The organism is Ottowia beijingensis, from assembly GCF_013423955.1.
In the GTDB taxonomy this organism is placed as follows: Bacteria; Pseudomonadota; Gammaproteobacteria; order Burkholderiales; family Burkholderiaceae_C; genus Ottowia; species Ottowia beijingensis.
In genome coordinates this window covers 2,051,351-2,078,295 of record NZ_JACCKX010000001.1, presented here as the reverse complement: position 1 = coordinate 2,078,295, position 26,945 = coordinate 2,051,351, and the positions used below count along the sequence as shown (strand labels likewise).

Here is a 26,945-nt window from a genome sequence, read left to right as displayed (position 1 = left end):
CGGAACGGGCGAAGGCCGCCCATCGCAGGCTGTGGGCACCACCCCGCAGCTCAACTGCCGGGGGCACGTGCCGCGGGGCACCTTTCGTTACAAATCATAACGTGCGCCCCTGGCGCCTGTCACCTGCGGGTTATACCGAGGCGCTTACCCGCGCGCCCAGGCCACGCCGCCGTCCACCACCAGCGTGCCGCCGACCACGTAGTCGCCGGCGCGCGAGGCCAGGAAGATGGCCGCGCCGGCCATGTCCTCGGGCTGGCCGATGCGGCCCAGGGGCACGCGCCCGGCCACCTCGCCTTCATGGTCGCGCGCGTCCTTGTTCATGTTCGACGCGAACGGGCCGGGCGCGATGGCGCTGACGACGATGCGCTGCGGCGCCAGCTCGGTCGCCATGCGCTTGGTCAGGTGAATCAGGCCGGCCTTGCTGGCGGCGTAGGAATAGGTGTCCCACGGGTTGACGGTGATGCCGTCGATCGACGCGATGTGGATCACCTTGGCCAGGTGGTCGGTGGCGGCGGCCTTCAGCATGGGCGTGAGCGCCTGCGTAAGGAAGAACGGCGCCTTCATGTTCAGGTCGACCACCTTGTCCCAGCCGCTTTCGGGGAACTCGGCATACCGCGCGCCCCAGGCGGCGCCGGCGTTGTTGACCAGGATGTCGAGCGTCTGCTCGTGCTGCCGGTAGGCGGCCACCAGCGCGTGCACGCCCTCCAGCGTGGAGACATCGCCCGGCAGCGACACGCAGTGGCCCAGTGCCGACAGCTCTTTCGCCGTGGCGTCGCAGGCCTCGGCCTTGCGCGCCGAGATGTAGACGCGCGCACCGCTGCGCACATAGCCCTCGGCGATCATGCGGCCGATGCCGCGCGAGCCGCCGGTGACGAGGGCGGTGCGGCCTTTCAGTGAAAACAGCTGCTGCGGGTCGATCATGACGAGGTCTCCTTGATATGAAATTGATAGCTGCCTGCGCTTGCTGGACGGGCGCTGCAGGCCGATTTGGCTTGAAAATCGGTTCAAGCCGGCGCAAAGCGCCAGATGCCCTCGGCATCGCGCGTGCGCCGCAGCTGGCCGCCGAACCACAGGCGGTGCAGGTGCGCCACCGCCTCGCCCAGGGCGAAGGTGGTCTGGTGCAGGTCGAGCGGGCGCTTGAACAGCACGGGCAGCACGTCGTAGGCGCACACGGGTTGCACGCGCGCGGCCTGCATCACTTCATCGAGCCGGTCGCGGTGGTGGTCGTGCAACTGCGCGATGCGCACGTGCAGGCCGGTGAAGGGCTTGCCGTGCGAGGGCAGCACCAGCACGTCGCGCGGCAGCGGCTGAAAGCGCTCGATGGAATCGAGGAACAGCGTCAGCGCATCGGCCTCGGGCTCCATCTCGTACACGCTGACGTTGGTGGAAATGCGCGGCAGCACCATGTCGCCGCTGATCAGCACGTTCAGCGCCTCGCAGTACAGCGCCATGTGCTCGGGCGCGTGGCCGTAGCCGTCGATGCAGCGCCAGGCCTGGCCGCCGATGGTCAGCGTCTGCCCGTCCATCAGCCGCGCGAACGACAGCGGCACCGCCGGCACCAGGCCGCGGTAGTAGCTCTTGCGGTTGCGGATCTGCGCCAGGTCGTCGGCGCTGGTCATGCCGTGGCTGCGGAAGTACTCGGCCAGGCGCTCGCCGCCGAAGCTGTTGACCACCTCGCAGGCGTAGCGGGCGGTCTGGTAGTCGGTGGCGCTGATCCACAGGCGGCATTCGTGCTGCGGCGTGCTCCAGCGCTCGCACAGCCAGTGCGCCAGGCCGATGTGGTCGGGGTGCATGTGCGTGACCACCACGCGCAGGATGGGCAGGCCGTCCAGCTCGTGCGCGAACACCTGCTCCCACAGCGCGCGCGACTCGGGGCGGTCGATGCAGGTGTCCACCACGGTCCAGCCGTCGCGGCCGTCCAGCCGGTCGCGCAGCAGCCACAGGTTGATGTGATCCAGCGCGAAGGGCAGCACCATGCGCAGCCACTTCACGCCGGGGGCGATCTGGATGGCGCCACCCGGCGGCGGCAGCTGGTCGGCCAGCGGGTAGTGCAGAGCGCGTTCGAGTTCGGCGGCAAGGGACATGGGCTTGTTCTTCAGCGGCGGTGCGCTACGATGGCACGCGAGCTTGACGTGCACGTCACCCCGCGATTTCATTCTATGAAGGAGCCGCGCCGCGCGCCCAGCACGTGCGCGACAGCCTTGCAGTCCACCATGGCCACCACCTACACCATCAGCGATCTGGCGCGCGAGTTCGACCTGACGCCGCGTGCCATGCGCTTCTATGAAGACATGGGCCTGCTGCAGCCCGGGCGCAGCGGCCCCGGCGGGCGCCAGCGCGTGTACAGCAACCGCGACCGCACGCGCCTGAAGCTGACCCTGCGCGCCAAGCGCCTGGGCCTGTCGCTGCACGAGGCCAAGGCGCTGATCGACATGTACGACAGCCCGCGCGACACCGGGCCGCAGCTGCGCAAGTTCCTGCAGGTGCTGAGCCAGCACCGCGCCCAGCTGGAGGCGCAGCTGGCCGAGCTGCAGGCCACGCTGAGCGAGATCAGCGAGCACGAGAAGGAAGCGCGCAGCCTGCTGGCGCGCGTCGACCGGCCGGCCGCGAAGAAGGCCAAGGCCAATTGACGTTAACGTAAACGTAAATCACAATCCGGGATTGCCATGAACACCACGCCCGACGCCCAGGCCCTGCACGACCGCGTGGCCAGCAGCTTTGCCCGCCAGGGCATGATGCAGCACCTGGGCGCGCAGCTGCGGCGCGTGGAGCCGGGCCTGGTCGAGATCTGGCTGCCCTACTCCGACAAGGTGACCCAGCAGCAGGACGGCTTTCACGGCGGCGCCATGGGCGCGGTGGCCGACATCGCGGGTGGCTATGCGGGGCTGACGATCGCGCCCGAGGGCATGGAAGTCGTCACCGCCGAATACAAGATCAACTTTCTCGGCAGCTACCAGGGCGGCGCGCTGCGTGCCATCGGCCGCGTGGTGAAGCCGGGCAAGCGCCTCATCGTCTGCACCGCCGAGGTGGTGCACGTGGACGACGATGGCAAGCAAGGGCCTTGCGCGCTGATGCAGCAGACCCTGGTGCCGGTTCCCAAAACCTACTGACCCGCTTTTCCCCAGGAGACAAACCATGAGCAACCTGCCCGGCCTGAACTTCCAGCTTGGCGAAGACATCGACGCCCTGCGCGATGCCGTGCGCGACTTTGCTTTAGGCCAGATCGCCCGCGCGCGGCCGAGATCGACAAGAGCGACCAGTTCCCGATGGACTTGTGGCCCAAGATGGGCGAGCTGGGCGTGCTGGGCATCACCGTGCCCGAGCAGTACGGCGGCGCCGACATGGGCTATCTGGCGCACATGATCGCCATGGAAGAGATCAGCCGCGCCAGCGCCTCGGTGGGCCTGTCCTACGGCGCGCACTCCAACCTGTGCGTCAACCAGATCAAGCGCAACGGCAGCGAGGCGCAGAAGCAGAAATACCTGCCCAAGCTGATCAGCGGCGAGCACGTGGGCGCGCTGGCCATGTCCGAGCCGGGCGCCGGCAGCGACGTCATCAGCATGAAGCTGCGCGCCGAGGACAAGGGCGGCTACTACCTGCTGAACGGCACCAAGATGTGGATCACCAACGGCCCCGACGCCGACACCATGGTGGTCTACGCCAAGACCGAGCCCGAGCTGGGCGCGCGCGGCGTCACGGCCTTCATCGTCGAAAAGGGCATGAAGGGCTTTGGCACGGCGCAGAAGCTGGACAAGCTGGGCATGCGCGGCAGCCACACGGGCGAGATGGTGTTCGACAACGTCGAGGTGCCCGAGGCGAACATTCTGGGCAACCTGAACGGCGGCGCCAAGGTGCTGATGAGCGGGCTGGACTACGAGCGCGCCGTGCTGGCCGGCGGGCCCGTCGGCATCATGCAGGCGGTGATGGACAACGTGGTGCCCTACATCCACGACCGCAAGCAGTTCGGCCAGAGCATCGGTGAATTCCAGCTGGTGCAGGGCAAGGTGGCCGACATGTACACCGTGCTGCAGGCCGGCCGCGCCTTCCTCTACACCATCGGCAAGAACCTGGACGCGCTGGGCAGCGAGCACGTGCGCCAGGTGCGCAAGGACTGCGCCAGCGTCATCCTGTGGACGGCCGAGATGGCCACCAGGATGGCCGGCGACGGCATCCAGCTGTTCGGCGGCAACGGCTACATCAACGACTACCCACTGGGCCGCCTGTGGCGCGACGCCAAGCTGTACGAGATCGGCGCCGGCACCAGCGAGATTCGCCGCATGCTGATCGGGCGCGAGTTGTTCGCCGAGACGATGTGAGGCGGACGGCCCTCCGCGTTGACCTTCAAACGCCGGGGGGACCTTCCAGATTTTTCAATGGTGAAAAAGCTTCCAGCGCCCAAATACCAAGCGCCAGCAGCTTCTTTTTCATACCTCAAAGCCGCGCCAAATGGCAATCGCCTGTTTCTACCCTTTGAGGGCCGAAACAGGCCTGGCGCACACCACGCGCACGCACGGCAGCGCGCCGAGCACCGGCTCAGCGCCTGCGCCGGCCCGCGGCCGACACCACACGCGCCACGCGCGCCTTGGCCGGCACGGGCGCCACGGTCTTGCGGGCGGCCCCGACGGCCGGGGTGTCGGTCTGCGTGGCCCGCTCGGCGGCGTAGCCCCAGTCGGCGGCGTACTTCTTCTTCATCTGCGCGTAGTTGCGCAGATACTGCGCGCCCAGGCGCTGCTTCTGCGCCGCGGTCAGAATCTTGCCGCTGACCTGAAAGAAGCCGCGCTCCTCTTCTTCCAGGTGGTGGCGCACCTCGTGCGCCAGTTCCTGGCCTTCTCGCCCCAGGCTTCGCCCTCGGGCGCCAGCTGGCCCAGCGCCGCCACCAGTTCGTCCAGATCGTGGTGCTCGGCCAGCGCATGGCGGGCGCTGTCGATGCCGCGGTCGTCCATCAGCATGGGCGCGTACAGAAAGCGCTCCTCGGCGGCGGCGTGGGCGGCCAGCTCCAGCTTGAGGGTGAGGAAGGCGTCGCGCCGGCCCTGCGGGTTGGTGGCGCGCGTGCGCGTCAGGCGGGTGCACCATGCGCGCTGAATCTCGTGGCTCTCGCGCAGGGCTTGGTAGATGTCGGGTGTGGTCATGGCGCGGGCGGTGCGTCGCGCACTTGTGTTGCAATCGAGGTCATGCCCGCATTGTGCGAAGCCGCGCCCCCGCCGCTGTAGGACGCGCGCGCCCTGCGTCGCAGACATCATGCCCGCCATTTGTGTGAAAGCATCGCCTTGACCGAACCTCAAGCCACCCACCCCTGCAGCTGCTGCTGGACAACAACCGCGCCTGGGCCGAGCGCGTGGAGCGCGAACACCCCGGCTTCTTCAAGCGCCTGTCCGACCAGCAATCGCCCAAATACCTGTGGATCGGCTGCTCCGACAGCCGCGTGCCGGCCAACCAGGTCATCGGCCTGGCGCCGGGCGAGGTGTTCGTGCACCGCAACGTGGCCAACGTGGTCACGCACTCCGACCTGAACGCGCTGTCGGTGATCCAGTTCGCCGTCGACGTGCTCAAGGTCGAGCACATCATGGTCGTCGGCCACTACGGCTGCGGCGGCGTGCTGGCCGTGCTGCACGAAAAGCGCGTGGGCCTGGCCGACAACTGGCTGCGCCACGTGCACGACGTGAAGATGCGCCACCGCGGCCGCCTGATGCACCTGTGCAGCCACGAGCAGGAAGACGTGCTGTGCGAGATGAACGTGATCGAACAGGTGGGCAACGTGGCGCAATCCAACGTGGTGCAGGACGCCTGGGCGCGCGGCCAGCCGCTGGCAGTGCACGGCTGGTGCTACGGCCTGAAGGACGGCATGGTGAAGGACCTGGGCGTCACCATGGCGCACCCGGGCGAGGTGGTGGACGTGTTCCGCGCCGCCATCAAGCGCTACCCACGCGCGCCGGACGCCAAACCCGGCTCCAGCGATCTGCCCCTGTAGCCACCATGCCGCTGGCCGCGCTCGACTCCCCTGGCGCGCGCCATCGCGCAGGCCATGGTCGACGGCTTCAACCGCCACTACACGCTGTTTCGCACCGAGTCGGCGCGCGCCAAGCACCGCTTTGAAACCTGCGACTGGCACGGCCAGCAACGCGCCCAGCGCGAGCGCATCGAGTTCTACGACCTGCGCGTGCGCGAATGCCAGCGCCGGCTCGAGCGCGAGTTCAAGGCCGGCGAGCAACCCATGGCCGTGTGGCAGCAGGTCAAACTGCACTACATCGGCCTGCTGGTGCAGCACCAGCAGCCCGAGCTGGCCGAGACCTTCTTCAACTCGGTCACCACGCGCATCCTGCACCGCAGCTACTTCCACAACGACTTCATCTTCGTGCGCCCGGCCATCAGCACCGAATACCTGGAGACCGACGACCCGCGCGCCAAGACCACCTACCAGGCCTTCTACCCCGCCGGCGCGCCGCTGCAGGACACCGTGCGCGCCATGCTCGAATCCTTTGCGCTGCACTGCGACTTCGAAGACCTGGCCCGCGATGCCCGCCGCGTGGCCGACGCCATGCAGCGCGAGCTGGGCGAAGGCCGCGCGCGGCCCAACTTCCAGGTGCAGGCGCTCAGCAGCCTGTTCTACCGCAACAAGGGCGCGTACCTGGTGGGCAAGCTCATCAACGGTTTCACCGAAGTGCCGTTCGCGCTGGCGCTGCTGCACCGCACGCCCGGCACGCTGTTCGTCGACGCCGCGCTGTTCGGCGAGGACGACCTGGCGGTGCTGTTCAGCTTCTCGCGCGCCTACTTCATGGTCGACATGGCCATACCGTCCGCCTACGTGCAGTTCCTGCGCAGCCTGATGCCGCGCAAGCCGCGCGCCGAAATCTACAACGCGCTGGGCCTGGCCAAACAGGGCAAGAACCTGTTCTACCGCGACCTGCTGTGGCACCTGCGGCACAGCACCGATCAGTTCCGCATCGCCCCCGGCATCAAGGGCATGGTGATGCTGGTGTTCGACCTGCCCAGCTTCCCCTACGTGTTCAAGATCATCCGGGACCGCTTTGCGCCACCCAAGGACACCACGCGCGAGCAGGTGCGCGGCAAGTACCAGCTGGTCAAGCGGCACGACCGCGTGGGCCGCATGGCCGACACCATGGAGTTCTCGCTGCTGGCCTTCCCGCGCGAGCGATTCACCGACGAACTCATCGCCGAGATCGAACAGCACGCCGCCAGCCAGCTCGAAATCTCCGACCGCGACGGCGACGGCGCCACCGAGGTCATCATCCAGCATGCCTACATCGAGCGGCGCATGATCCCGCTGAACATGTACCTGCAGGAAGCCTTCGACGCCGGCGAGGGCGACGCCGCGGCCAGCGCGCAGCTGGAGCGCGCCGTCGTCGAATACGGCAACGCCATCAAGGACCTGGTGGCCGCCAACATCTTCCCCGGCGACATGCTGTGGAAGAACTTCGGCGTCACGCGCCACGGCAAGGTGGTGTTTTACGACTACGACGAGATCGAATACATCACCGACTGCAACTTCCGCCGCGTGCCACCGCCGCGCAACGAAGAAGACGAGATGAGCGGCGAGATCTGGTACCACGTCGGCAAGCACGACGTGTTCCCGAAACCTTCGCCCCCTTCCTGCTCGGCAACCCGCGCGTGCGCGAGGCCTTCATGCGCCACCATGCCGATCTGCTGGAGCCCGGGTTCTGGCAGCGCAATAAGGAACGCATCCAGCGGGGCGAGGTGATCGATTTCTTTCCGTATGGGGCGCACCGGCGGTTTGGTATCAACGGTGGCATCGACGACGCCGTTGAACTCGCTGACTCCATGGCGCTGAACGCCTAAACGCCGGCTGAGCAACCCTACGCTACTGGACCGACGACAACGGAGTCATCAGATTGAAATCGCTTTCTACATCCTGACCATGAATCCAACTGATTGGCTCACACTGGCCCTCGTAGGCATTACCGGTTGGTATGCGTGGCTGACAAGGCGGATGCTTATCGCTAACGAGGCCATGCTTGATGCGGTACGTAAGCAGCAACATGCAACTATGCGCCCTTATGTGCAGATCAGCACGAGTGTGCGCACTGGTACAAATCTCATCTATCTTGAGATTCTGAACGTTGGTAAGACTGCAGCAAACGATCTGACTTTGGCGTTAGATACGGACATATATCCACTCGAACAAGTAGGTGAGCACAGCAATCTACGAAACACTTCTGCGTTTTCCCGAACCATACGCAGCTTCCCACCGGATTCAAAGCTTCGATTTCTCCTTGGCACCGGTCCTTCGATACTCACTGGGAAGCAAGGTGCCTGTCCACGGGAGTTCAACGTTAGTGCCACCTATTTAGCCGGTCATGAGCGAGTTGTTGAAGTTTCACCAATCGATCTAAACCCCTATCTGCACACGGAGGTTCCCCAGGATCCCGTGGTCGAAGAACTGAGGAAGTTGCGCGAAAAGCTAACAGGGCTTGAACGCATTCGATGAGCTCTTAACAGTCATTAGCTGCGTATCTGTATTACTTGACGAAAGGAACCAAAGTGTCCGACCCCATCTGCATCGTTTCCGCCGCCCGCACCCCCATGGGCAGTTTCCAGGGCGACTTCGCCAACCTGGCCGCGCACGACCTGGGCGGGGCGGCGATCAAGGCCGCCGTCGAACGCGCCGGGATCAAGCCCGAACTGGTCACCGAAGTGCTGTTCGGCAACTGCCTGATGGCCGGCCAGGGCCAGGCGCCGGCGCGGCAGGCGGCGTTCAAGGGCGGGCTGCCCAAGAGCGCCGGCGCCGTGACGTTGAGCAAGATGTGCGGCTCGGGCATGCGCGCGGCCATGTTCGCGCACGACATGCTGGTGGCCGGCACGCACGACGTGCTGGTGGCCGGCGGCATGGAGAGCATGACCGGCGCGCCCTACCTGCTGCTGAAGGGCGCGGCGGCTACCGTATGGGCCACGACCGCGTGTTCGACCACATGATGCTCGACGGCCTGGAAGACGCCTACGAGCCCGGCCGCAGCATGGGCACGTTCGGCGAGGACTGCGCCGCCAAGTACGGCTTCACACGCGAGCAGCAAGACAAGTTCGCTCAAACCAGCGTGCAGCGTGCGCAGGACGCCATCAAATCCGGTGCATTCAAGGACGAGATCACGCCCGTCACCGTGAAGGACCGCAAGGGCGAGCGCGTGGTCGACACCGATGAAGGCCCGGGCAAGATCAACATCGACAAGATTCCCACGCTCAAGCCCGCCTTCAAGAAGGACGGCACGGTGACGGCGGCGGCCAGCTCCAGCATCAACGACGGCGCCGCCGCCATGGTGCTGATGCGCGAATCGACGGCGAAGAAGCTAGGCTGCAAGCCGCTGGCGAGGATCGTCGCCCACGCCACGCACGCGCAGGAGCCGGAGTGGTTCAGCACCGCCCCGATCGGCGCCAGCGAGAAGGTGCTGGCCAAGGCCGGCTGGAAGACGGACGACGTCGACCTGTGGGAAATCAACGAAGCCTTCGCCGTGGTGCCGATGGCGCTGATGCACGACATGAAGGTGCCGCACGACAAGGTCAACGTCAACGGCGGCGCCTGCGCGCTGGGCCACCCCATCGGCGCCAGCGGTGCACGCATCATGGTCACGCTGATCCATGCGCTGAAGGCGCGTGGCAAGAAGAAAGGCATCGCCACGCTGTGCATCGGCGGCGGCGAAGCGACGGCCGTGGCACTGGAGATGGTATGAAAATCATAGCTGCTCGCGCTTGATGGACGAGCGCTGGACGCCTGTTTGATTCATGAACGGCGCCGACTCGGCACCCCGATGGAAACCCCATGCCCACCACCCTCCTCCTCGGCGCCTCGCGCGGCATCGGCCTGGAACTGGCGCGCCAGGCCGTGGCCGCCGGCGAGCGTGTGATCGCCACGGCGCGCAGCGACGATGGCCTGGCCACGCTGCGTGAACTGGGTTGTCAGGTGCTGAAGCTGGACGTGGCCAACCCGGCCAGCGTCAGCGGCCTGGCCTGGCAGCTCGATGGCGAGAAGATCGACACCGGCTGGCACGTGGCCGGCGTGATGTGCAGCCGCGCCGACGCCACGCAGCCGCCCACGCAGCAAGACTTCGACCGCGTGATGCACGCCAACGTGCTGGGCGCCATGCAGGTGATTCCGCAGGTGGCGCCGTTGGTCGAGGCGGCGCAGGGGCGCTTTGCCTTTCTCTCCAGCGTGATGGGGCAGATCGGCAGCGCGGCGGGCAGCAACGCCTGGCTGTACCGCGTCAGCAAGGCGGCGCTGAACATGGCCGTGGCCTCGGCGCGGCATGCGTACCCGCAGGCCACCTTCGTGTGCCTGCACCCCGGCTGGGCGCAGACCGACATGGGCGGTGGCGCGGCGCCCGTGGCGGTGCCTGACAGCGCTGCCGGCCTGCGCCGTGTGGTTGCCGCGCTCACCCCGGCCGACAATGGCGCCTTCCTTCAATACGACGGACAACGCTTTTCTTCATGTTGAAAAATGAAAGCCCCCTGAGTCGGCCTGCGGCCGCCTTCCCCCATGGGGGACAACGCCAGTGGCCGGTACAAGCCCGGCCACGGCGTTCGCTCGGATGGCCTGCTCCGCGGTCGCCGGCTTCCTTGTGCTTGATGCGCTGCGGGTGGAGCCCAGCGCGGGACGACTGACATGCTTTTGACGACCGACCAGGAGATGATCCGCGACGCCGTGCGCGCCTTCGCGCAGGAACAGCTGTGGCCGCACGCTGCGCAGTGGAGCCGCGAGCGCACCTTCCCCGAGGCCGCGCACCGCGGCCTGGCCGAGCTGGGCGCCTACGGCATCTGCGTGCCCGAGGAATACGGCGGCGCCGGCCTCGACTACCTGACGCTGGCGCTGGTACTGGAGGAGATCGCCGCTGGCGACGGCGGCACCAGCACGCCGATCAGCGTCACCAACTGCCCCTACAACGCGATCCTGATGCGCTACGGCACCGAGGCGCAAAAGCAGCAATGGCTGTCCCCGCCGCGCGCGGCGAGATGCTGGGCGCCTTCGCGCTGACCGAGCCGCACGTGGGCAGCGACGCCTCGGCCCTGCGCGCCACGGCGGTGAAGGACGGCGACGAGTGGGTGCTGAACGGCGTCAAGCAGTTCATCACCAGCGGCAAGAACGGCCACGTGGCCATCGTGATTGCCGTCACCGACAAGGCGGCGGGCAAGCGCGGCCTGTCGGCCTTCATCGTGCCCACGCACCGGCTCGGCAACAGCGGTTGGGTGGTGGCGCGCATCGAGGACAAGCTGGGCCAGCACAGCAGCGACACGGCGCAGATCAACCTGGAAAACTGCCGCGTGCCGGCCGCCAACCTGATCGGCGAGGAGGGCGAGGGCTACAAGATCGCCCTCAGCGCGCTGGAGGGTGGGCGCATCGGCATCGGCGCCCAGGCCGTGGGCATGGCGCGCAGCGCGCTCGAAGTGGCCATCCAGTACGCCAAGGAGCGCGAGGCCTTCGGCGTGCCCATCATCGACCACCAGGCGGTGAGCTTCCGCCTGGCCGACTGCGCGACCCGGCTGGAGGCTGCGCGCCAACTGATCTGGCACGCCGCCAGCCTGCGCGATGCCGGCAAACCCTGCCTGAAGGAAGCGGCCATGGCCAAGCTGTTCGCCACCGAGACGGCCGAGGCCGTGTGCAGCGCCGCCATCCAGACGCTGGGCGGCTACGGCTACGTCAGCGACTTTCCGCTCGAACGCATCTACCGCGACGTGCGCGTGTGCCAGATCTACGAAGGTACCAGCGACGTGCAGAAGATCATCATCTCGCGGGCGCTGTAGATTCAGGCCAAACAAGGCTTCAGCGCCCATCCATCAAGCGCCAACAGCTATCGTTAGAATAGCGATCTTGATCGGCAACTGAAGGCAGCGATCGCATGAGAATCATCATCCTCGGCGCCGGCCGCGTGGGCGAGAGCGTGGCCGAGACCATGGTGTCGGAGGCCAACGACATCACCGTGGTCGACCCCGATCCCGAGCGCCTGCGCATGCTGGAGGACCGGCTGGACCTGCGCGGCGTGGCCGGCAACGGCATCCAGCCCTCGGTGCTGCGCGGCGCCGGTGCGCAGGACTGTGACCTGTTCATCGCCTGCACGCCGCAGGACGAGACCAACCTGGTGGCCTGCAAGATCGCGCACGACGTGTTCGGCATCCCGACCACCATCGCGCGCCTGCGCTCGCCCGAGTTCCGCCAGGGCGACAAGCTGCTGGAGAAGGACGGCTTCGCCGTCGACCACGTGATCTGCCCCGAGGAATCGGTCACGCGCACCATCCACCAGCTGATCGAATACCCCGAGGCGCTGCAGGTGGTGAAGTTCTCGCAGAGCCAGGCGCACCTGATCGTGGTGCGCGTGTCGGCCGGCAGCTACCTGGCCAACCACAGCATTGCCGAGTTCCGCGCCCACCGCGCCGACGTGCCGATGCGCATCGTCGGCATCTACCGGCGCGACCAGGAACTGCCGGTGGCCGCCGAGACGCGCGTGCAGGCCGGCGACGAGGTGTTCGTGCTGACGGGCCGCGAGACGGTGCGCGCCGCGCTGCACACCATCGGCAACCCGGATCGTCCGGTGCGCCGCGTGATGATCGCCGGCGGCGGCAAGGTTGGCCTGCGGCTGGCGCGCGGGCTGGTGGGAAAGTGCGAGGTGAAGATCCTCGAAAACAACCGCAAGCGCTGCGACTACCTGGCCAGCGAGCTGCCGCCCGAGATGCTGGTGCTGCAGGGCGACGGCACCGACGAGGAGCTGCTGCTCGATGAAAACGTGGCCGACATGGACCTGTTCATCGCCGTCACCAACGACGACGAGGACAACATCCTCTCGGCCATGCTGGCCAAGCGCATGGGCGCGCGCCGCGTCATCGCGCTCATCAACCGCCGCGCCTACGCCGACCTGATGCAGGGCAGCACCATCGACATCGCCATCTCGCCGGCGCACGCCGTGATCGGCGAGCTGCTGATGCACGTGCGCCGCGGCGCCGTGGCGGCCGTGCACAGCCTGCGCGGCGGCACGGCCGAGGCGCTGGAGGGCGTGGCGCATGGCGACGCCAAGACATCGCACCTGGTGGGCCGGCGCATCGAGCAGATCAAGCTGCCGGCGGGCGCGCGCATCGGCGCCATCGTGCGCGGCGAGGGCAGCAGCGCCCACACCGTGGTGCCCACGCACGACGTGGTGATCGAGCCGGACGACCACGTGATCATCTTCCTGCCCAACAAGCGCATGGTGCGCGAGGTGGAGAAGCTGTTTCAGGTGCGTGCAACGTTCCTATGACCCCCTGAGTCGCTTCGCGCCTTCCCCCGAAGGGGGACAACGCTGCTGGCCGGCGCAGGTCCGGCCACGGCGTTCTGGTGTGGCCTGCTCCGCGGCCCCTGGTCGGTTGCCGCATGGCCTGCTGCGCGGCCCTGCGCCCCGATGTGGGAGCGGCCTTGGCCGCGATTCGGCGTTTCGGCGGGCGCTGTGCTGCCATCGCGGCCAAGGCCGCTCCCCAGCATCCGATCTTCATTGACCCCATGAGCCGCTTCGCCCCCGCCTTCCTGGTGCTCTCGTGGGTCGTCATGGGCTTCTCGTTCGCCTTCTTCGTGCCGATGGCGTGGGACTGGTTTGGCGAGGGCGGCACGCACGTGCATGTGTGGGCCTGGTGCTTCGCCTTCACGCTGGCCACCGGCGCCTGGCTGTGGGTGCGCACGCGCCACGCCAACCGCGAGCTGACGGTGCGCGACGGCTTTCTGCTGGTCACGCTGGTGTGGGTGGTGCTGCCGGTCTACGCCGCGCTGCCGCTGATGTACGCGGTGCAGGGCCTGAGCTTCACCGACGCCTATTTCGAGGCCATGAGCGGCCTCACCGCCACCGGCGCCACGGCCATGGCGGGGCTCGATCTGCTGGCGCCCTCGGTCAACATCTGGCGCTGCTTTCTGCAGCTGATCGGTGGCCTGGGCATCATGCTGCTGGCGGTGGCCATCCTGCCCTTCCTGGGCCTGGGCGGCGCGCAGCTGTACAAGGCCGAGATGCCCGGCCCCATGAAGGAGCAGCGCCTAACGCCGCGCCTGGCCGAGACAGCGCGCGGCCTGTGGGGCGTGTACTTCGTGCTGTCGCTGGGCTGCCTGCTGGCCTACCGCTGGGGTGGCATGAGCTGGTCCGACGCCTTCATGCACATGTGCACCACCGTCGGGCTGGGGGCTGTCGTCGCACGACGCCAGCTTCGGCCACTGGAATTCGCCGCAGCTGGAATGGACGGCGGTGCTGTTCATGTCGCTGGCGGGCATCAGCTTTGCGCGCTACTTCATGCTGTGGCGCCAGCGCTCCTTCTCACCCGTGGTGCGCGATACCGAGGTGCGCGCCTACCTGGGCGTGCTGGGCCTGGCCACGCTGCTGGTGATGTCGATGCTGCTGGTGGAGCGGGTGGTCGACGACTTCCCCAGCGCCATCCGGCAGGCGGCGTTCCAGGTGGTGTCGGTGGCCACCACCACCGGCTACGCCACCACCGACTACCTGCTGTGGCCGAGCTTCGTGCCGGTGCTGCTGCTGTTTCTGGGCTGTTTCGTGTCGTGCGCCGGCTCCACGGGCGGTGGCATCAAGATGGTGCGCGTGCTGGTGCTGGTGAAGGTGGCGCAGCGCGAGCTGGTGCGCATCATCCACCCGCGCGTGGTGTACCCGGTGGCGCTGGGCCGCACCATCGTGCCGCCCGACATCATCTGGGCCGTGATGGCCTTCATGCTGATCTACGGCGGCACCATGGTGGGCCTGACGATGCTGATGCTGGCCTCGGGGCTGGACGTGGTGACCGCCTTCACCGCCATCGTGGCCTGCCTCAACAACATCGGCCCCGGCATGGGCAAGGTGGGCCCGGCGGGCAACTACGCGGTACTCAGCGACTTCCAGATCTGGCTGTGCTCGGCCGCCATGCTGCTGGGGCGGCTGGAGATGCTGTCGGTGCTGGTGCTGTTCACGCCCCAGTTCTGGAAGCGCTGATGAAGGCGGCCACCACCCACTGCCCCTGTGGCCGCACCGATGCGCGTGGCCGGCCGATGACTTACGCCGCCTGCTGCGGCCGCTATCTGGACCACTGGGATGAGCAGCCCGCGCCCGATGCCGAAAGCTTGATGCGCTCGCGCTACAGCGCCTTCGTGCTGCAGCGCGCCGACTACCTGCTGGCCACCTGGCACGCGCCGCAGCGGCCGCCGTCCGTCGATTTCGACGCAGGCGCGCGCTGGCTGGGGCTGGAAGTTCGTTCAGCCCGTGCGACCGGCGACGACACCGCCGAGGTCGAGTTCGTCGCCCGCCACCGCATCGCCGGCCGCGCCGTGCGCCTGCACGAGCGCAGCCGCTTCGTGAGCGAGGGTGGGCGCTGGTTCTACGTCGATGGTGTTTTTGAATGATTTTGGCCTGCAACGCTTGCCTGACGAGCGCAAATAGCTATGAATTTTGAAGCGATCCTGTTCGACTGCGACGGCGTGCTGGTCGACAGCGAGCCCATCACCCACGGCGTGCTGCGCGACCAGCTGGCCGAAAGCGGCTGGGACATGCCGATCGACGAATGCATGCGCCACTTCATCGGCCGCACCGTGCGCAGCCAGGCCGCGCTGATCGAATCGCGCACCGGCAGGCCGTTGACCGACGAATGGATGGCGCGTTTCTACGCCCGGCGCGACGAGCTGCTGCGCGCCCAGCTGCAGCCCATCGACGGCGCGCTGGATGCCGTGCGCGCGGCCCATGCGCACACCGGCGGCCGCATCGCCTGTGCCTCGGGCGCCGACCGCGGCAAGCTGCTGCTGCAACTGGCGAAGGTGGGCCTGACCGAGTGGTTCGGCCCGCACGTGTTCAGCGGGCACGACCTGCCGCGCAGCAAGCCCTTCCCCGACGTCTACCTGGCCGCCGCGCAATCGGTCGGCATCGCGCCCGAGCGCTGCCTGGTGATCGAGGACACGCCCACCGGCGTGCAGGCCGGCGTGGCGGCGGGCGCCACCGTGTGGGCGCTGCGGTCGAGCACGGGCGATGCGGCGGCGCTGCGCGATGCGGGCGCCGCGCAGCTGTTCGATTCGATGCGCGAACTGGCCAGGTTGTGGCGCCAGAAGACGCCTCAGGCAGCGTTGTAGGAGCGGGCTTGCCCGCGATGAGGCGTTGGCGGTGACGAGGCGCCTCATCGCGGGCAAGCCCGCTCCTACAACACGGTCTGAAACCTCTTGATGATCAATCAAAATGATAGCTGCCATCGCCCGCTATTGAATGATTTCAGATATAAATTAAGGCAATGCTGATTAAGGTCCACCGTTGTGGGGTTTCAACCGTTATCCGCCTATGAAGCAGCAGACCCTGGCCATGGCCGCAGATCAAGACAGCGGATTCGAGCATTCGCGCAAGCCCACCCGACGCGAAGAGTTCTTGCAAACCATGGATGCCATCGTGCCATGGGCCGCCCTCTGCCAGGTGATAGAGCCACACTACCCCAAGGCAGGCAACGGCCGCCCGCCCATTGGCCTTGAGCGCATGCTGCGCATCCATTTTCTTCAGCACTGGTTCAACCTGGCCGATCTGGCGTGCGAGGAGGCTCTGTATGACAGCGCCAGTCTGCGCCGCTTTGTGGGCATTGATCTGGGCCGCGAACGCGTGCCCGATGCCACCACGCTGCTGAAGTTTCGCAAACTGCTCAATGAGCACAAACTGGGCGAAGCCCTGTTTGCCAAGGTAGGCCAGCAACTGCAGGAGCGCGGCTTCAAGGTCAACACCGGCACCATCGTGGATGCAACCATCATCGCAGCGCCCAGCTCCACCAAGAACGCCGACAAGGCACGCGACCCCGACATGCATCAGACGCGGAAGGGCCAGCAATGGTATTTCGGCATGAAGCTGCACATTGGCGTGGACAGCCAAAGCGGGCTGGCGCACAGCGCCGTGGTGACGGCGGCCAATGTGCACGACAAACACCCTCTGCCCGATCTGCTGCATGGCAACGAACAGCGCGTGTACGGCGACTCGGCCTACGCCAGCCAGAAAGCGCTGATCCGGGGCAAGGCACCCAAAGCCAAAGACTTCACCAACCAGCGCACCCGCAGGTGCGGGGTGGTTGACGAGACGCAGCGGTCCAAGAACCGCAACAAGTCACGCATCCGCGCTCGCGTAGAGCATGTGTTCGGGGTGGTCAAGCGGTTGTGGGGCTTTGGCAAGGTGCGCTATCGCGGGCTGCAAAAGAACGCGACGCGGGCGTTCACGGCCTTGGCGCTGGCCAACATCTACCTGGGCCGAGGGCAATTGCTGGGACAGGTGCGCCCGTAGGGGTTTGAAGGGGGCTGAAAGCCTCCAGAGAGCGGGCTCAGCGGGCCGAGATTCGGCAGCGTTTCACGCCATTTGGCATTCAAATGGTTCGTGCCATGGATTGACGCTACTTGATCAGCATTGCCTTAACCCGAAATAATTGAATGACAGGCGCAGGCAGCTATTGAATTGATTGCGGCCTGCAATCGCGCCAAACCGCTCCGTGCCGCCTCACCAGTGCGCCCCGAACTGCCGCCGCAGTTCGTCGATGCGCGCCTCGTCCAGCGGCGTGACGCCGGGCGACAGCATCGCCAGGCGCGCCGTTTCCTCCATTTCCTCCAGCGTGGCCATGGCGGCCGCCGGCGAGTCGTGCCACACGTTCGGCCCCAGCCGCGCCAGCATCACGGCGCGGATCGGCGTGCCGCGCGCGGCGTAGTCGGCGATGGCCTGCGCCACCGCTTCGGCCGCCGCCGCATCGCCCGGGCGGTGATACGAGATGTGCGGCACATGGCCCACCTTCATCACGAAGTACGGCGTGATCGGCGGCAGCAGCTCCGCCTGCCCTTCGCTGCGCAGGCTGAGCGCCACGCAGTGCGTGCTGTGCGTGTGGATGACGCAGCGCGTGTGCGGATCGCTCGCCGCCGCGGCGGCGTAGATGCGGCGGTGCAGCGCAATGGTCTTGCTGGCCCGGTCGCCGCTCAGCTGCTGCCCCTGCGCATCGAGCCGCGCCAGCCGCGCGGGGTCGAGTGCGCCCAGGCAGGCGTCGGTCGGTGTGATGAGAAAGCCGCCGTCGTCCAGCCGCACGCTGATGTTGCCGGCCGTGGCGTGCACGTAGCCGCGCGCGAACAGGCTGGCGCCGATGCGGCAGATGTCTTCGCGGGCCTGGGATTCGGTCATGCGAGTTGCGCGAACGCCTTGGTGAAGAAATCGTCGCTGCCGAAGTTGCCGGACTTCAGCGCCAGGTGCAGCGGCCCGTCGTTGCCGAATGCGTGGCACCACGGCACGCCGGGGTCGATCTGTGGGCCAATCTGCATCTGCCGCACGCCCAGCGCCTGCACCACGGCGCCGGAGGTCTCACCCCCGCCACCACCAACTGGCGCACGCCCAGGCGCAGCAAGCCCTGCGCCACCTCGGCCAGCGCCTGCTCGACCAGCGCGCCGGCGCCTTCGGTGCCCAGTTGCGCCTGCACGGCCGCCACCGCCATTGGTTCGGCCGTGGAGTAGATCAGCACCGGCCCCGACGGCAGTTGCGCCTCGGCCAGTGCCAACGCCTCGGCCACCGCGCCCGCACGGTCGCGCGCCAGCCGCAGCGGATCGAGCACATGGGCCACGCCGCCGCCAGCGATGAAGTGCGCCACCTGCGCGTTCGTCGCCTGCGAGCAGCTGCCCGACACGATGGCGCGCAAGCCGCTGGCCGGCGGCAGCGCACTCGCCTGTGCCGACGGCTGCAGCCCGAAATTGCCCGGCAGCGCAATGGCGACGCCCGAGCCGGCGGTGACCAGCGGCAGGTCGGCCAGCGCCGGGCCCAGCCGCAGCAGGTCGTCGTTGCTCACCGCATCCACGATGGCGATGGCCACGCCCTGCGCCTTCAGTTCGTCGATGCGGGCGCGGATCGCACATTGGCCCGCCGCCACCGCGCGGTGATCGATCAACCCCACGCGCCGGCGGCACTGCGCCTGCAGCACGCGCACCAGGTTGGCGTCGCGCATGGGGGTCAGCGGGTGGTCCTTCATGCCGCTGTCGGAGAGCAGCACGTCGCCCACGAACAGGTGGCCCTTGAACACCGTGCGCCCGTTGTCTGGGAAGGCCGGCGTCGCGATGGTGAAGTCGCAGCCCAGCGCGTCCATCAGTGCCTCGGTCACGGGGCCGATGTTGCCCTGCGGCGTGCTGTCGAAAGTGGAGCAGTACTTGAAATATATCTGTCGGCTGCCCGCCGCCTGCAGCCAGCGCAGCGCGACCAGCGACTGCGCCACGGCATCGGCCGCAGGGATGGTGCGCGACTTCAGCGCCACCACCACGGCGTCGACATCGACATCCAATGGCCCCTCCGGCACGCCGATGGTCTGCAGCACGCGCATGCCGGCGCGCACCAGGTTGTTGGCGAGATCCGTGGCGCCGGTGAAGTCGTCGGCAATGCAGCCCAGCTGGATGGGTTTCACGTTTTCTTCTCCGGCAGCGTGATCCCCGGGAAGATCTTGATCACCGCCGCATCGTCCTCGCGCGCGAAGCCGGCCGTGCTGGCCTGCATGAACATCTGGTGCGCCGTGCTCGACAGCGGCAGCGGAAACTTGCTCGCGCGCGCCATGTCCAGCACCAGCCCCAGGTCCTTGACGAAGATGTCGACCGCCGACAGCGGCGTGTAGTCGCCCGCCAGCACGTGCGCCATGCGGTTCTCGAACATCCAGCTGTTGCCCGCGCTGTGCGTGATGACCTCGTACAGCGCGGCAGGGTCCACGCCCTCGCGCAGGCCCAGCGCCATGGCCTCGGCCGCGGCGGCAATGTGCACGCCGGCCAGCAGCTGGTTGATGATCTTCACCTTGCTGCCGGCGCCCGGCGCGTCGCCCAGGCGGTAGACCTGCGCCGCCATGGCGTCGAGCACGGCGCCGGCCTTGGCGTAGGCGGCGGCGCTGCCGGCCGTCATCATGGTGATCTGGCCCTGCGCCGCGCGCGCGGCGCCGCCCGAGATGGGCGCGTCCAGGTACAGCAGGCCGCGCTCGTCCAACCGATCTGCCAGCGCGGCCGACCAGGCCGGGTCGACGGTGGAACACATCACGAACACGCTGCCGGGGCGCAGCGTACCGGCACAGCCGTCGGCGCCGAACAGCAGCTCTTCGGTCTGCTGCGCGTTGACGACCACGCTGACCACCACGTCGCACTGCGCGCCCAGCGCGGCCGGCGAGGCGCAGGCCGTGCCGCCGGCCTGCGCAAAGGCCTGCGCTACCTCGGCACGCACGTCGTGCACGCACAGCGCGAAGCCGGCCCGCCGCAGCGACGCCGCCATGCCCGCGCCCATGGCGCCCAGGCCGATCACGCCCACGCGGGGCGGCCGCTGTCCGCTGTGCTCAAAGAGGTCTCCTCACGCTGTCTTCCGGATGGCTCGCAGCATACGCCAGCGCTGCCCGGCGCCTTGGCCGGGCGCCCGCGCGATGGGCACCACGCCGGCAGGCAAACCTCTAAGATGCACCGCATGAGCGATGCCCCCACGCCCGCGCACCTGCGCGCCACGCCCGCGATCGACGCGGATCATCCCGATGTCCAGGCCTTCGCGCGCGAACATGCCCAAGGGGCGAACGAACGCGAACGCGCCGTGGCGCTGACACACGCCGTGCGCGACGGTTTCCGTTACGACCCGTACCGCATCGATCTGTCGCCCACCGGCATGCGCGCCAGCACCGTGCTGGCCAACGGCTACGGCTGGTGCGTGCCCAAGGCCGCGCTGCTGGCGGCGGTGGCACGCGCCGCCGGCATTCCGGCGCGGCTGGGCTTTGCCGACGTGCGCAACCACCTGAGCACCGAGCGCATGCGCGAGACCATGAAGACCGACCTGTTCATCTGGCACGGCTACACCGAACTGTGGATCGACGGCGCCTGGCGCAAGGCCACGCCGGCGTTCAACCTCAGCCTGTGCGAGAAGTTCGGCCTGCACCCGCTGGATTTCGACGGCGTGCACGACAGCATCTACCACCCGTTCGACAAGGCCGGCAACCGCCACATGGAATACGTGAACGAGCGCGGCGCCTTCGACGACCTGCCGCTGGCGCAGATCGTGGCCGACTTCCACACCACCTATCCTGGCTGGATGCCCGGCGCCGAGCTGCACAGCCGGCTGGAGCAGGCCGACTTTCTGGCCGATGTGGCGCGCGAGACCGCGCCGGGGGCTGACCGATGGCGACCTGGCACGACAGCGCGCCCATGAACCCCTGGATGCCGACGCCGAGCGCCTGGCCGCGCAGCGCCAGGACTACACGGGCGACGAGCCGAGCTTCTTCGGCCCGCTGCAGCCGGGCGAAACGCTGCAGGATTCGGTGGTGCTCAGCGACGGCCTGCCGCAGGGGCTGGCGGCGCGCCTGGGCGGCTGCTACCAGCTGCTGTACTTCGTGCGCGGCGATGGCCTGCTGGACGACGAGGAGCGGCGCATGCTGCACGCGCTGCTGCGCGCCCGCACGCCGGTGCTGCCGCTGCTGATCACGCGCGGCGGTTTGAAGATTCAAGGCTTCGAGTCGCTGGTCGACATGGAGGGCGAACTGGCGCGCCGTTGCGATGCGCGCGCCCGCACCAGCTACCTGCTCGACCCACAGGCGCGCGTGCTGGCGCGCTGGCGGCGGCTGAATCTGGACGAAGTGGGCAAGGCGATGGCACGCAGCGGTGCGCAGGGCGCTGGCGAGCCAGCCGGGTAGGCAGCACCACCGCGCTGCGCCCGCCGGTTTCACGCAGGGGGCCGTCAAAGCCCGTGCGCTCCGGCACGCGCGCCACAAGAAGGCCACCACGAGAAGGCGGCCCTAAGACAAGGGGAGTATCTGCCTGTTACGCGCGCCCATCAAGCGTTGACGGATAGGTTATAGAGGAGTATCCAGACCAGTCACCCCACTCAGTGCCCGTTCCACCCCCAGCCCCAGCGCCAGCACGGCGCGGTCTCGTCCACCGGCTGCAGCCAGCGTCAGGCCCACCGGCGCGTCGCCCCGCGCATGGCAAGGCAGCGACAGCGCGCAGCCATCCAGGAAGTTGATCAGCGTCGGGTTGCGCAGGATGAGGCCGTTGGCGGCGAAATAAGCCTGATCGCTGGCCACCAGTTCTTCGATGCGGGGCGCCACGATGGGCACGGTGGGCATCAGCAGGGCGTCGAACGGTGCGATGCGTGCCTCGACCTGCGCGATCCAGCGCCGGCGCGCCGCCAGCAGGTCGATGTAATCGGCCGCGCCCATGGCCTCGCCGCCGCGCAGGCGCAGGCCGACGCGCGGGTCGTACTCGTCGCCGCGCTCGGTCAGCAACTGGCGGTGCCAAGCCCAGGCCTCGGCGCCGGCCAGCGTGCCGCGCGCATGCAGGCGGCCCAGTTCGGCGAACTCGGGCACGGCGATGCGCTGCAGGCGCGCGCCAGCTTGCTGCAGCGTGGCGCAGGCGCGCTCGAAGGCCGCGACCACGGTGTCGTCCACATCGTTCAGCACCAGCGTCTCGGGGATCGCCAGCCGCGCACCCGCGACGTCGCGCAACGCGGGCACGGTGGGCGGCTCGCCGGCCAGGATGGCATCGACGATGGCACAGCAGCGCACGCTAGCGGCCAGCGGGCCGATCGAATCGAGCGAGGTGGACAGCGGCAGCGCGCCTTCGGTGGGCACGCGCCGCTGCGTCGGCTTGAAGCCGGTGAGCCCGCACAGCGCCGACGGGATGCGCACCGAGCCGCCCGTGTCGCTGCCGATGCCGACCACCGCCATGCCATCGGTCACCGACACGGCCGCGCCGCTCGACGAGCCGCCAGGAATGCGGCCACCATCGACGCGATCCCACGGGTTCTTCGGCGTGCCGTAGTGCGGGTTCAGCCCCAGACCCGAGAAAGCGAACTCCGTCATGTTGGTGCGCCCGACGATCACCGCGCCAGCGGCGATCAGGCGGTCGATGACGGGCGCGTTGCGATCGGCCGGCGGCGCATCCTTCAACACCACCGAGCCCGAGGTGGTGACCTGGCCCGCCACGTCGAACAAGTCCTTCACCGACACCGGCAGGCCTTCGAGCGGCGAACGCACGATGCCGGCGGCGCGCAGCGTGTCGCTGGCCTGTGCCGCGGCGCGGGCGCGTTCGGCATCGATGAGGGTGAAGACGCGCGCGCCTTCACTGGCAGGGTCTTGCGCGCGGGTCAGCGCGGCTTCGGTCAGTTGCTGCGAGGTCCGGCGACCGGCGGCCAGGTCGGCGGCGAGTTGCGTGATGGTGGGAACGGCGTTCATGGCGATGGCGGCGCAAGCGGTGGAAAACGGCGAGCGTACATCGCGCCCGCACGATCGTGCGCGCAGCGGTGGGCATGGCGCGGCTTAGTTCATTATTGATAGCTGCCAGCGCTTGCTGTACAAGAACTGGCGGCCGATCTGCCATGAATCTCGCAGGGCGGCGGCGGGCGTCAGCGGCGGCGGCGCTGACGGTGGGCCGCGCTTCCCAGCATCAGCAAGGCCAGCAGCACCATCGACCATTCGTGCAGCGTGGGCACGGCGGCCACCGTGCCAGGGCCGCCGGGGCCGGGCGCCGCCAGCGGCAGGCCGACGGTGACCGGGTCGACGATGACGCCGTTGGCCGTGCGGTCGGCGTCGCCATCGGCGCCGTCGGTCAGGGTGAAGGTGACGGTGTTGCCATCGATGCGGGCCGGCAGCGTGTACCAGTGGTCGGCCGGGTTGGCGGCGGTCGGGCCCCATTTCCACAGCTGTGCGCCGGCGGGCAGCGCCTGCGGGTAGGTCAGCGTCATTGTCAGGCTGCCCTGCTGGCCGCAGTCCTGTGCCTGGAACGACAGCAGCGGGTAAGGCAGCTGCCAGCCCGCGGGCGCGGCGGCCGGGGCGCTGGCCAGCGTTGGCGTGGCGGCCAGGCGGCAGCTGGTGGCGCTCAGGGTGCCCGCGCCGCCGGCCAGGGGCAGGCTGAACTCGGTGGCGGGTGCGGCGCGCGCGGCGCCCAGGTTGAGGCCGATCAGCAAGGGGTTGTGATCGCTTGCTCGGTAGGCGTCGGCGGCATAGTAGCTGCTGACCTGATCGGCGGAGTTGTATTCGGTGTTGTAGTCCAGCACGGCCGGCTCCTCGGCGTTGATGTGCCACTTGGTCACGCCCGCGATCTGCCCGCTGGCCTGCAGTGCGTTGCTGGCGAAGATGTGGTCCAGCGAGCCCCACAGGCCGTCGAAAGAATACGAGTAGCCGCTCGACACCTTCTGGAAGCCGCCCGCCACCAGGTCCTTGATCGCTTTTTCCTGGCTGTAGGCGTTGAAGTCGCCCAGCAGCAGCACGTCGGGGTCGGGGTCGGCGTCGCCGGTGGGGTGGGTGCGCATCCAGGCCAGCAGTTGCGCGGCGGCCTTTTCGCGTGCCAGGTAGGCGTTGCCCTGGCCGTCGTCCTGGTCCATGCCCTGCTCCACGGTGGCGCTGCCCTTGGACTTGAAGTGGTTTACCACCACGGTGAACTTCTCGCCGCCGCGGTCGGGCGAGCCATCGACCCGGTTGGCCTGGAAGGTCTGCGCGATCGGCACCCGGTTGCCGTTCTGCGCCGGCGGGCCCCAGAAGGCGTCGTACTGGGCCAGGTTGGCGCGGTCCGGCACGGCGGCCGGCCCCACGGGCGTGAGCCTGTTGCGCTTGTAGAGGATGCCGCCGGTGATGGCATCGTTGCCGGCGGCGGCCACCGTGGTGCTGCCCGACTTGAACGGCCCGCTGACGAAGGCATAGACATCGGCGCCGGCCCTGGCGTTGAGCGCGTCGGTCAGCGACTGGATCGCGCTCTTGCCGTTGCTGGTGGTGCCCGTGGGCGTGGCAAAGCCGTTGTTCTGGATTTCCATCAGGCCCATCACGTCGGCGTCCAGCCCCAGCAGCTTGGCGACAAGCTTGTCCTCCTGGCGCTTGAACTCCGCGGCGTTGCTGGCGCCACGCCCGCCCATGGCGTTGCCCAGCGGCGTGTTGAAGTTGGCCGTGCCCAGCGTGGTGAAGTAGTTCAGCACGTTGACCGATGCCACCTTGATGCCCGCATCGCGTATGGCGGCAGGGATGTCATGGGCCACCGGGCGCGCATCGCCACTGAACATCGGCGGGGCGGTGGGCTGGATGCGGTAGCTGTTTTCGTGCAGGGCCAAGGTGCCCTTGCCATCGTCGAACTGATCGAGATAGCCGATGACCGCGTCGGTGCTGTCGCCCGCGCGCAGGGTGTTGCTGGCCCACAGCGGCTGGCCGTTGCGGCCCGGCAGCAAGCCGGGGTTCTGCCGGCTGCTGCCGTCGTCCAGCTGGATCTGGTTGAGCCTGGCCGCGTTCAGCCAGGCCAGGTTGCCCTGCGTGTCCGGCGCATTCAGCTCGGTGTATTGAGTCTGCAGGCCACCGCCGGCCAACGTCAGGCCGCCATAGCGGCCCAGGTTGTAGTTGTCGGTCACCACCAGCCTGCCGCTGGCCGCGACGACCTTGACCCGCATGCCCTCGTAGCGCTCCCAGACCGTGGGGTCGGGCACCGGCAGCTGGATCGTCACCGGCGCCGGCAGATTGCTGGCGCTGCCCTGATAGACGACGGTGTAGGTGTTGGGCGAGCCGAGCTGCGTCTGGCCGTTGTATTCGCCCGGGACGCCGTTGACCTGGTAGGTGGTGCCCAGCGGGCACGCGCCGCCGCTCATGAAGGCCGGCATGTTGGCGCCGTAAAGACGAACAGACCCTCGGACGTGGCCGGGTCGTCGTCCATCTCGTCCGGCCGCGTCGCCTGCAACACGAAGCCGCTCAGGTTGGGCACGCAGGCGGTCACCATGCCCTGCACCGTCACGCGCTGGTTGGTGGGCAACGGCGTGGCGTTGCCGCTGCCCTGCACGCTGGAGATCTTGGTGAAGCCGGTGCTGGTGTCGTCGTTGCGGATGATGCCCCTGGCCGTGGCGGTGCCCAGCGTGCCGGGGGTGGGACTGCTCAGCGTGACGGTGAAGCCTTCGTCCGGTTCGGCCGTGGTGTCCCCGGCCACGGCGATGGTGAGCGTCTTGTTGGTTTCGCCAGCGGCGAAGCTCAGCGTGCCACTGGGCAGGGTACCGCCCTCGAAGTCGGCGCCATTGGCCGCGACGGTGCCGCTGCCGGTGACGGCATAGGCCACGGCGGCCGCCGCCGCGGTGTCGCCGCTGCGCGTGGCCGTGAAGGTGAGGGGCGTGCTGCCGGCGTTGCCTTCAGCCTTGTCGGCATCGAGCGCGGCGATGGAGAAGGTGGACCCGCTGGGCGCGGCCGCGGCCGCCAGCGAAAAGTCGTCGATGGCCAGGCCGTGGTCATTGCCGGTGTCGTTGCGCTCGATCCAGCGCAGCCACAGCGTCTGCTGGCTGCCCCAGTTCAGATTGCTCAGGGCGCCGCTGACCGGCACACGCCCTGCCGAGCTGCCATCCACTGCAGCGGCTGAGGGGCCAGTGACAGGCGATTCCCAGTGGAGCGCGGGCACGGCGGTCCATTGCGTCACCGTGGTAAAGCTGTCGCCCAGGCCGTATTCCAGCACCATCGTCTGCGCACTGGTGTTGCCGCCGTTGCGCCATTGCTCGCCGTTGAAGGCAAGGTCGAGCGCGTTGATGGTGCGGCCGCTGGTGTTGGTCAGGGCCAGCGCGATGTAGCCGGAGACGCTGCCTGAGCCGATGCCGCCCAGAGCACGGTCGGCATCGGTGCCAATGCCGAAACTGTAGAAGGCACCGTTGTTGGCAGAACCGCTGCCGGCACGGTAGGTGGTGACCTCGGCATTCGCCATGGTGAACAGGTACCACCCCTGCAGCGTGCTGCCGTTCGACCAGGGGTTGTTATTGCCTGACGTGGCAAGCGTGTCGAAATTCTGCGTGTACGTGCCGCCGCCGAACTGAATGGGCGCGGCCTGCGCCGATGCCGCCATGAGCAGGCCAGTCATCGCCAAGGCGCCGCCCGCGCGCCACCAACGGCGCGCAGAGATAGATGTGAACATGAGCCTCTCCTCGCCCCGCCTTCCTCAGCGGGCGAAAACACAAAAGGCTTACTTTCTTCCTGCGCCGTGAATTGGCCGTGTCAGCACCGGGTCGGTTCAA

Annotated in this window: 20 protein-coding genes and 6 pseudogenes; 16 read left to right on the top strand and 10 right to left on the bottom strand. The window is 68.1% G+C overall.

Annotated features, from left to right (window positions below):
• Positions 1–144: 144 nt before the first annotated feature.
• Positions 145–918: an SDR family oxidoreductase gene (locus H0I39_RS10435; protein WP_180551777.1), complete on the bottom strand. Its 774-nt coding sequence runs from the start codon at positions 916–918 to the stop codon at positions 145–147.
• Positions 919–1,004: 86 nt separating this feature from the next.
• Positions 1,005–2,084 carry an MBL fold metallo-hydrolase gene (locus H0I39_RS10430; protein WP_180550431.1) on the bottom strand — a complete coding sequence of 360 codons (1,080 nt, stop codon included), beginning with the start codon at positions 2,082–2,084 and terminating at the stop codon, positions 1,005–1,007.
• 129 nt (positions 2,085–2,213) lie between these two features.
• Here H0I39_RS10430 and H0I39_RS10425 point away from each other — a divergent pair, with 129 nt between their 5' ends.
• The 3 genes and pseudogenes from H0I39_RS10425 to H0I39_RS10415 all read left to right on the top strand — a co-directional run bounded on the left by H0I39_RS10425 (position 2,214) and on the right by H0I39_RS10415 (position 4,316).
• Complete coding sequence (locus H0I39_RS10425; RefSeq protein WP_180550430.1) at positions 2,214–2,630, top strand: MerR family transcriptional regulator; 417 nt, start codon at positions 2,214–2,216, stop codon at positions 2,628–2,630.
• Between the two features lie 36 nt (positions 2,631–2,666).
• Positions 2,667–3,110, top strand: a complete 444-nt coding sequence (locus H0I39_RS10420; RefSeq protein ID WP_257645749.1) for a PaaI family thioesterase — start codon at positions 2,667–2,669, stop codon at positions 3,108–3,110.
• Between the two features lie 25 nt (positions 3,111–3,135).
• Positions 3,136–4,316 (top strand): annotated as a pseudogene (locus H0I39_RS10415) (isovaleryl-CoA dehydrogenase).
• 217 nt (positions 4,317–4,533) lie between these two features.
• Here the strand turns inward: H0I39_RS10415 and H0I39_RS23275 are convergent.
• Both H0I39_RS23275 and H0I39_RS10410 read right to left on the bottom strand, forming a co-directional pair.
• Positions 4,534–4,806 carry a hypothetical protein gene (locus H0I39_RS23275; RefSeq protein WP_307776808.1) on the bottom strand — a complete coding sequence of 91 codons (273 nt, stop codon included), beginning with the start codon at positions 4,804–4,806 and terminating at the stop codon, positions 4,534–4,536.
• Positions 4,746–5,129, bottom strand: a complete 384-nt coding sequence (locus H0I39_RS10410) for a hemerythrin domain-containing protein (protein ID WP_307776807.1) — start codon at positions 5,127–5,129, stop codon at positions 4,746–4,748. The genes H0I39_RS23275 and H0I39_RS10410 overlap by 61 nt, the downstream gene beginning before the upstream one ends.
• 206 nt (positions 5,130–5,335) lie before the next feature.
• Between H0I39_RS10410 and can the strand changes: the two genes are divergently transcribed.
• The 11 genes and pseudogenes from can to H0I39_RS10355 all read left to right on the top strand — a co-directional run bounded on the left by can (position 5,336) and on the right by H0I39_RS10355 (position 17,246).
• On the top strand, positions 5,336–5,968 hold the full coding sequence (can, locus tag H0I39_RS10405; protein WP_373368280.1) for a carbonate dehydratase: 633 nt from the start codon (positions 5,336–5,338) through the stop codon (positions 5,966–5,968).
• Between the two features lie 54 nt (positions 5,969–6,022).
• Positions 6,023–7,815 (top strand): annotated as a pseudogene (aceK, locus tag H0I39_RS10400) (bifunctional isocitrate dehydrogenase kinase/phosphatase).
• Positions 7,816–7,894: 79 nt separating this feature from the next.
• Positions 7,895–8,464: a DUF8453 domain-containing protein gene (locus tag H0I39_RS10395; RefSeq protein ID WP_180550429.1), complete on the top strand. Its 570-nt coding sequence runs from the start codon at positions 7,895–7,897 to the stop codon at positions 8,462–8,464.
• Positions 8,465–8,559: 95 nt separating this feature from the next.
• Positions 8,560–9,698, top strand: a pseudogene (locus H0I39_RS10390) (acetyl-CoA C-acyltransferase).
• Between the two features lie 89 nt (positions 9,699–9,787).
• On the top strand, positions 9,788–10,459 hold the full coding sequence (locus H0I39_RS10385) for an SDR family oxidoreductase (RefSeq protein WP_180550428.1): 672 nt from the start codon (positions 9,788–9,790) through the stop codon (positions 10,457–10,459).
• 168 nt (positions 10,460–10,627) lie between these two features.
• Positions 10,628–11,763, top strand: a pseudogene (locus H0I39_RS10380) (acyl-CoA dehydrogenase family protein).
• A 95-nt stretch (positions 11,764–11,858) separates the two neighbouring features.
• Positions 11,859–13,247, top strand: a complete 1,389-nt coding sequence (gene trkA / locus H0I39_RS10375) for a Trk system potassium transporter TrkA (RefSeq protein ID WP_180550427.1) — start codon at positions 11,859–11,861, stop codon at positions 13,245–13,247.
• A gap of 239 nt (positions 13,248–13,486) precedes the next feature.
• Positions 13,487–14,945 (top strand): annotated as a pseudogene (locus H0I39_RS24090) (TrkH family potassium uptake protein).
• Positions 14,945–15,352: a YchJ family protein gene (locus H0I39_RS10365; protein ID WP_180550426.1), complete on the top strand. Its 408-nt coding sequence runs from the start codon at positions 14,945–14,947 to the stop codon at positions 15,350–15,352. The pseudogene H0I39_RS24090 and the gene H0I39_RS10365 overlap by 1 nt, the downstream one beginning before the upstream one ends.
• 39 nt (positions 15,353–15,391) lie before the next feature.
• On the top strand, positions 15,392–16,069 hold the full coding sequence (locus tag H0I39_RS10360) for an HAD family hydrolase (protein WP_180550425.1): 678 nt from the start codon (positions 15,392–15,394) through the stop codon (positions 16,067–16,069).
• A gap of 202 nt (positions 16,070–16,271) precedes the next feature.
• Positions 16,272–17,246 carry an IS5 family transposase gene (locus H0I39_RS10355; RefSeq protein WP_024815148.1) on the top strand — a complete coding sequence of 325 codons (975 nt, stop codon included), beginning with the start codon at positions 16,272–16,274 and terminating at the stop codon, positions 17,244–17,246.
• 210 nt (positions 17,247–17,456) lie between these two features.
• Here the strand turns inward: H0I39_RS10355 and H0I39_RS10350 are convergent, their stop codons facing one another.
• From H0I39_RS10350 to ltnD, 3 genes and pseudogenes are all read right to left on the bottom strand, one after another.
• A complete protein-coding gene (locus H0I39_RS10350) occupies positions 17,457–18,122 on the bottom strand; it encodes a class II aldolase/adducin family protein (RefSeq protein WP_180550424.1) in 666 nt (221 codons plus the stop codon).
• Positions 18,119–19,383 (bottom strand): annotated as a pseudogene (gene otnK, locus H0I39_RS10345) (3-oxo-tetronate kinase). The gene H0I39_RS10350 and the pseudogene otnK overlap by 4 nt, the downstream one beginning before the upstream one ends.
• On the bottom strand, positions 19,380–20,252 hold the full coding sequence (gene ltnD / locus H0I39_RS10340) for an L-threonate dehydrogenase (protein ID WP_308645920.1): 873 nt from the start codon (positions 20,250–20,252) through the stop codon (positions 19,380–19,382). Before ltnD ends, otnK begins: the two are co-directional and overlap by 4 nt.
• A gap of 159 nt (positions 20,253–20,411) precedes the next feature.
• Between ltnD and H0I39_RS10335 the strand changes: the two genes are divergently transcribed.
• The gene (locus H0I39_RS10335; protein ID WP_180550423.1) at positions 20,412–21,140 is read left to right on the top strand and encodes a transglutaminase-like domain-containing protein; all 729 of its coding nucleotides are present in this window, start codon (positions 20,412–20,414) and stop codon (positions 21,138–21,140) included.
• Entirely contained in the window at positions 21,076–21,621 is a 546-nt protein-coding gene (locus H0I39_RS10330; RefSeq protein WP_180550422.1) for an FAD-dependent oxidoreductase, read from the top strand. The genes H0I39_RS10335 and H0I39_RS10330 overlap by 65 nt, the downstream gene beginning before the upstream one ends.
• Before the next feature lie 159 nt (positions 21,622–21,780).
• Here the strand turns inward: H0I39_RS10330 and H0I39_RS10325 are convergent, their stop codons facing one another.
• The 3 genes from H0I39_RS10325 to H0I39_RS10315 form a co-directional block, all read right to left on the bottom strand.
• Positions 21,781–23,160, bottom strand: a complete 1,380-nt coding sequence (locus tag H0I39_RS10325; protein WP_180550421.1) for an amidase — start codon at positions 23,158–23,160, stop codon at positions 21,781–21,783.
• Between the two features lie 170 nt (positions 23,161–23,330).
• Positions 23,331–25,562 (bottom strand): ExeM/NucH family extracellular endonuclease, encoded by a 2,232-nt coding sequence (locus H0I39_RS10320; protein WP_180551773.1) that lies wholly within the window; start codon positions 25,560–25,562, stop codon positions 23,331–23,333.
• Positions 25,547–26,791 (bottom strand): Calx-beta domain-containing protein, encoded by a 1,245-nt coding sequence (locus H0I39_RS10315; RefSeq protein WP_180550420.1) that lies wholly within the window; start codon positions 26,789–26,791, stop codon positions 25,547–25,549. The genes H0I39_RS10320 and H0I39_RS10315 overlap by 16 nt, the downstream gene beginning before the upstream one ends.
• Between the last annotated feature and the right edge of the window lie 154 nt (positions 26,792–26,945).

Bases quoted from the DNA above. Each gene is read 5' to 3' on its own strand.
- H0I39_RS10430 (WP_180550431.1), bottom strand. From the start codon at position 2,084: ATGTCCCTTGCCGCCGAACTCGAACGCGCTCTGCACTACCCGCTGGCC.
- H0I39_RS10425 (WP_180550430.1), top strand. From the start codon at position 2,214: ATGGCCACCACCTACACCATCAGCGATCTGGCGCGCGAGTTCGACCTG.
- H0I39_RS10420 (WP_257645749.1), top strand. From the start codon at position 2,667: ATGAACACCACGCCCGACGCCCAGGCCCTGCACGACCGCGTGGCCAGC.
- H0I39_RS10410 (WP_307776807.1), bottom strand. From the start codon at position 5,129: ATGACCACACCCGACATCTACCAAGCCCTGCGCGAGAGCCACGAGATT.
- H0I39_RS10395 (WP_180550429.1), top strand. From the start codon at position 7,895: ATGAATCCAACTGATTGGCTCACACTGGCCCTCGTAGGCATTACCGGT.
- H0I39_RS10385 (WP_180550428.1), top strand. From the start codon at position 9,788: ATGCCCACCACCCTCCTCCTCGGCGCCTCGCGCGGCATCGGCCTGGAA.
- trkA (WP_180550427.1), top strand. From the start codon at position 11,859: ATGAGAATCATCATCCTCGGCGCCGGCCGCGTGGGCGAGAGCGTGGCC.
- H0I39_RS10365 (WP_180550426.1), top strand. From the start codon at position 14,945: ATGAAGGCGGCCACCACCCACTGCCCCTGTGGCCGCACCGATGCGCGT.
- H0I39_RS10360 (WP_180550425.1), top strand. From the start codon at position 15,392: ATGAATTTTGAAGCGATCCTGTTCGACTGCGACGGCGTGCTGGTCGAC.
- H0I39_RS10355 (WP_024815148.1), top strand. From the start codon at position 16,272: ATGAAGCAGCAGACCCTGGCCATGGCCGCAGATCAAGACAGCGGATTC.
- H0I39_RS10350 (WP_180550424.1), bottom strand. From the start codon at position 18,122: ATGACCGAATCCCAGGCCCGCGAAGACATCTGCCGCATCGGCGCCAGC.
- H0I39_RS10335 (WP_180550423.1), top strand. From the start codon at position 20,412: ATGAGCGATGCCCCCACGCCCGCGCACCTGCGCGCCACGCCCGCGATC.
- H0I39_RS10330 (WP_180550422.1), top strand. From the start codon at position 21,076: ATGTGGCGCGCGAGACCGCGCCGGGGGCTGACCGATGGCGACCTGGCA.
- H0I39_RS10325 (WP_180550421.1), bottom strand. From the start codon at position 23,160: ATGAACGCCGTTCCCACCATCACGCAACTCGCCGCCGACCTGGCCGCC.
- H0I39_RS10320 (WP_180551773.1), bottom strand. From the start codon at position 25,562: ATGCCGGCCTTCATGAGCGGCGGCGCGTGCCCGCTGGGCACCACCTAC.
- H0I39_RS10315 (WP_180550420.1), bottom strand. From the start codon at position 26,791: ATGACTGGCCTGCTCATGGCGGCATCGGCGCAGGCCGCGCCCATTCAG.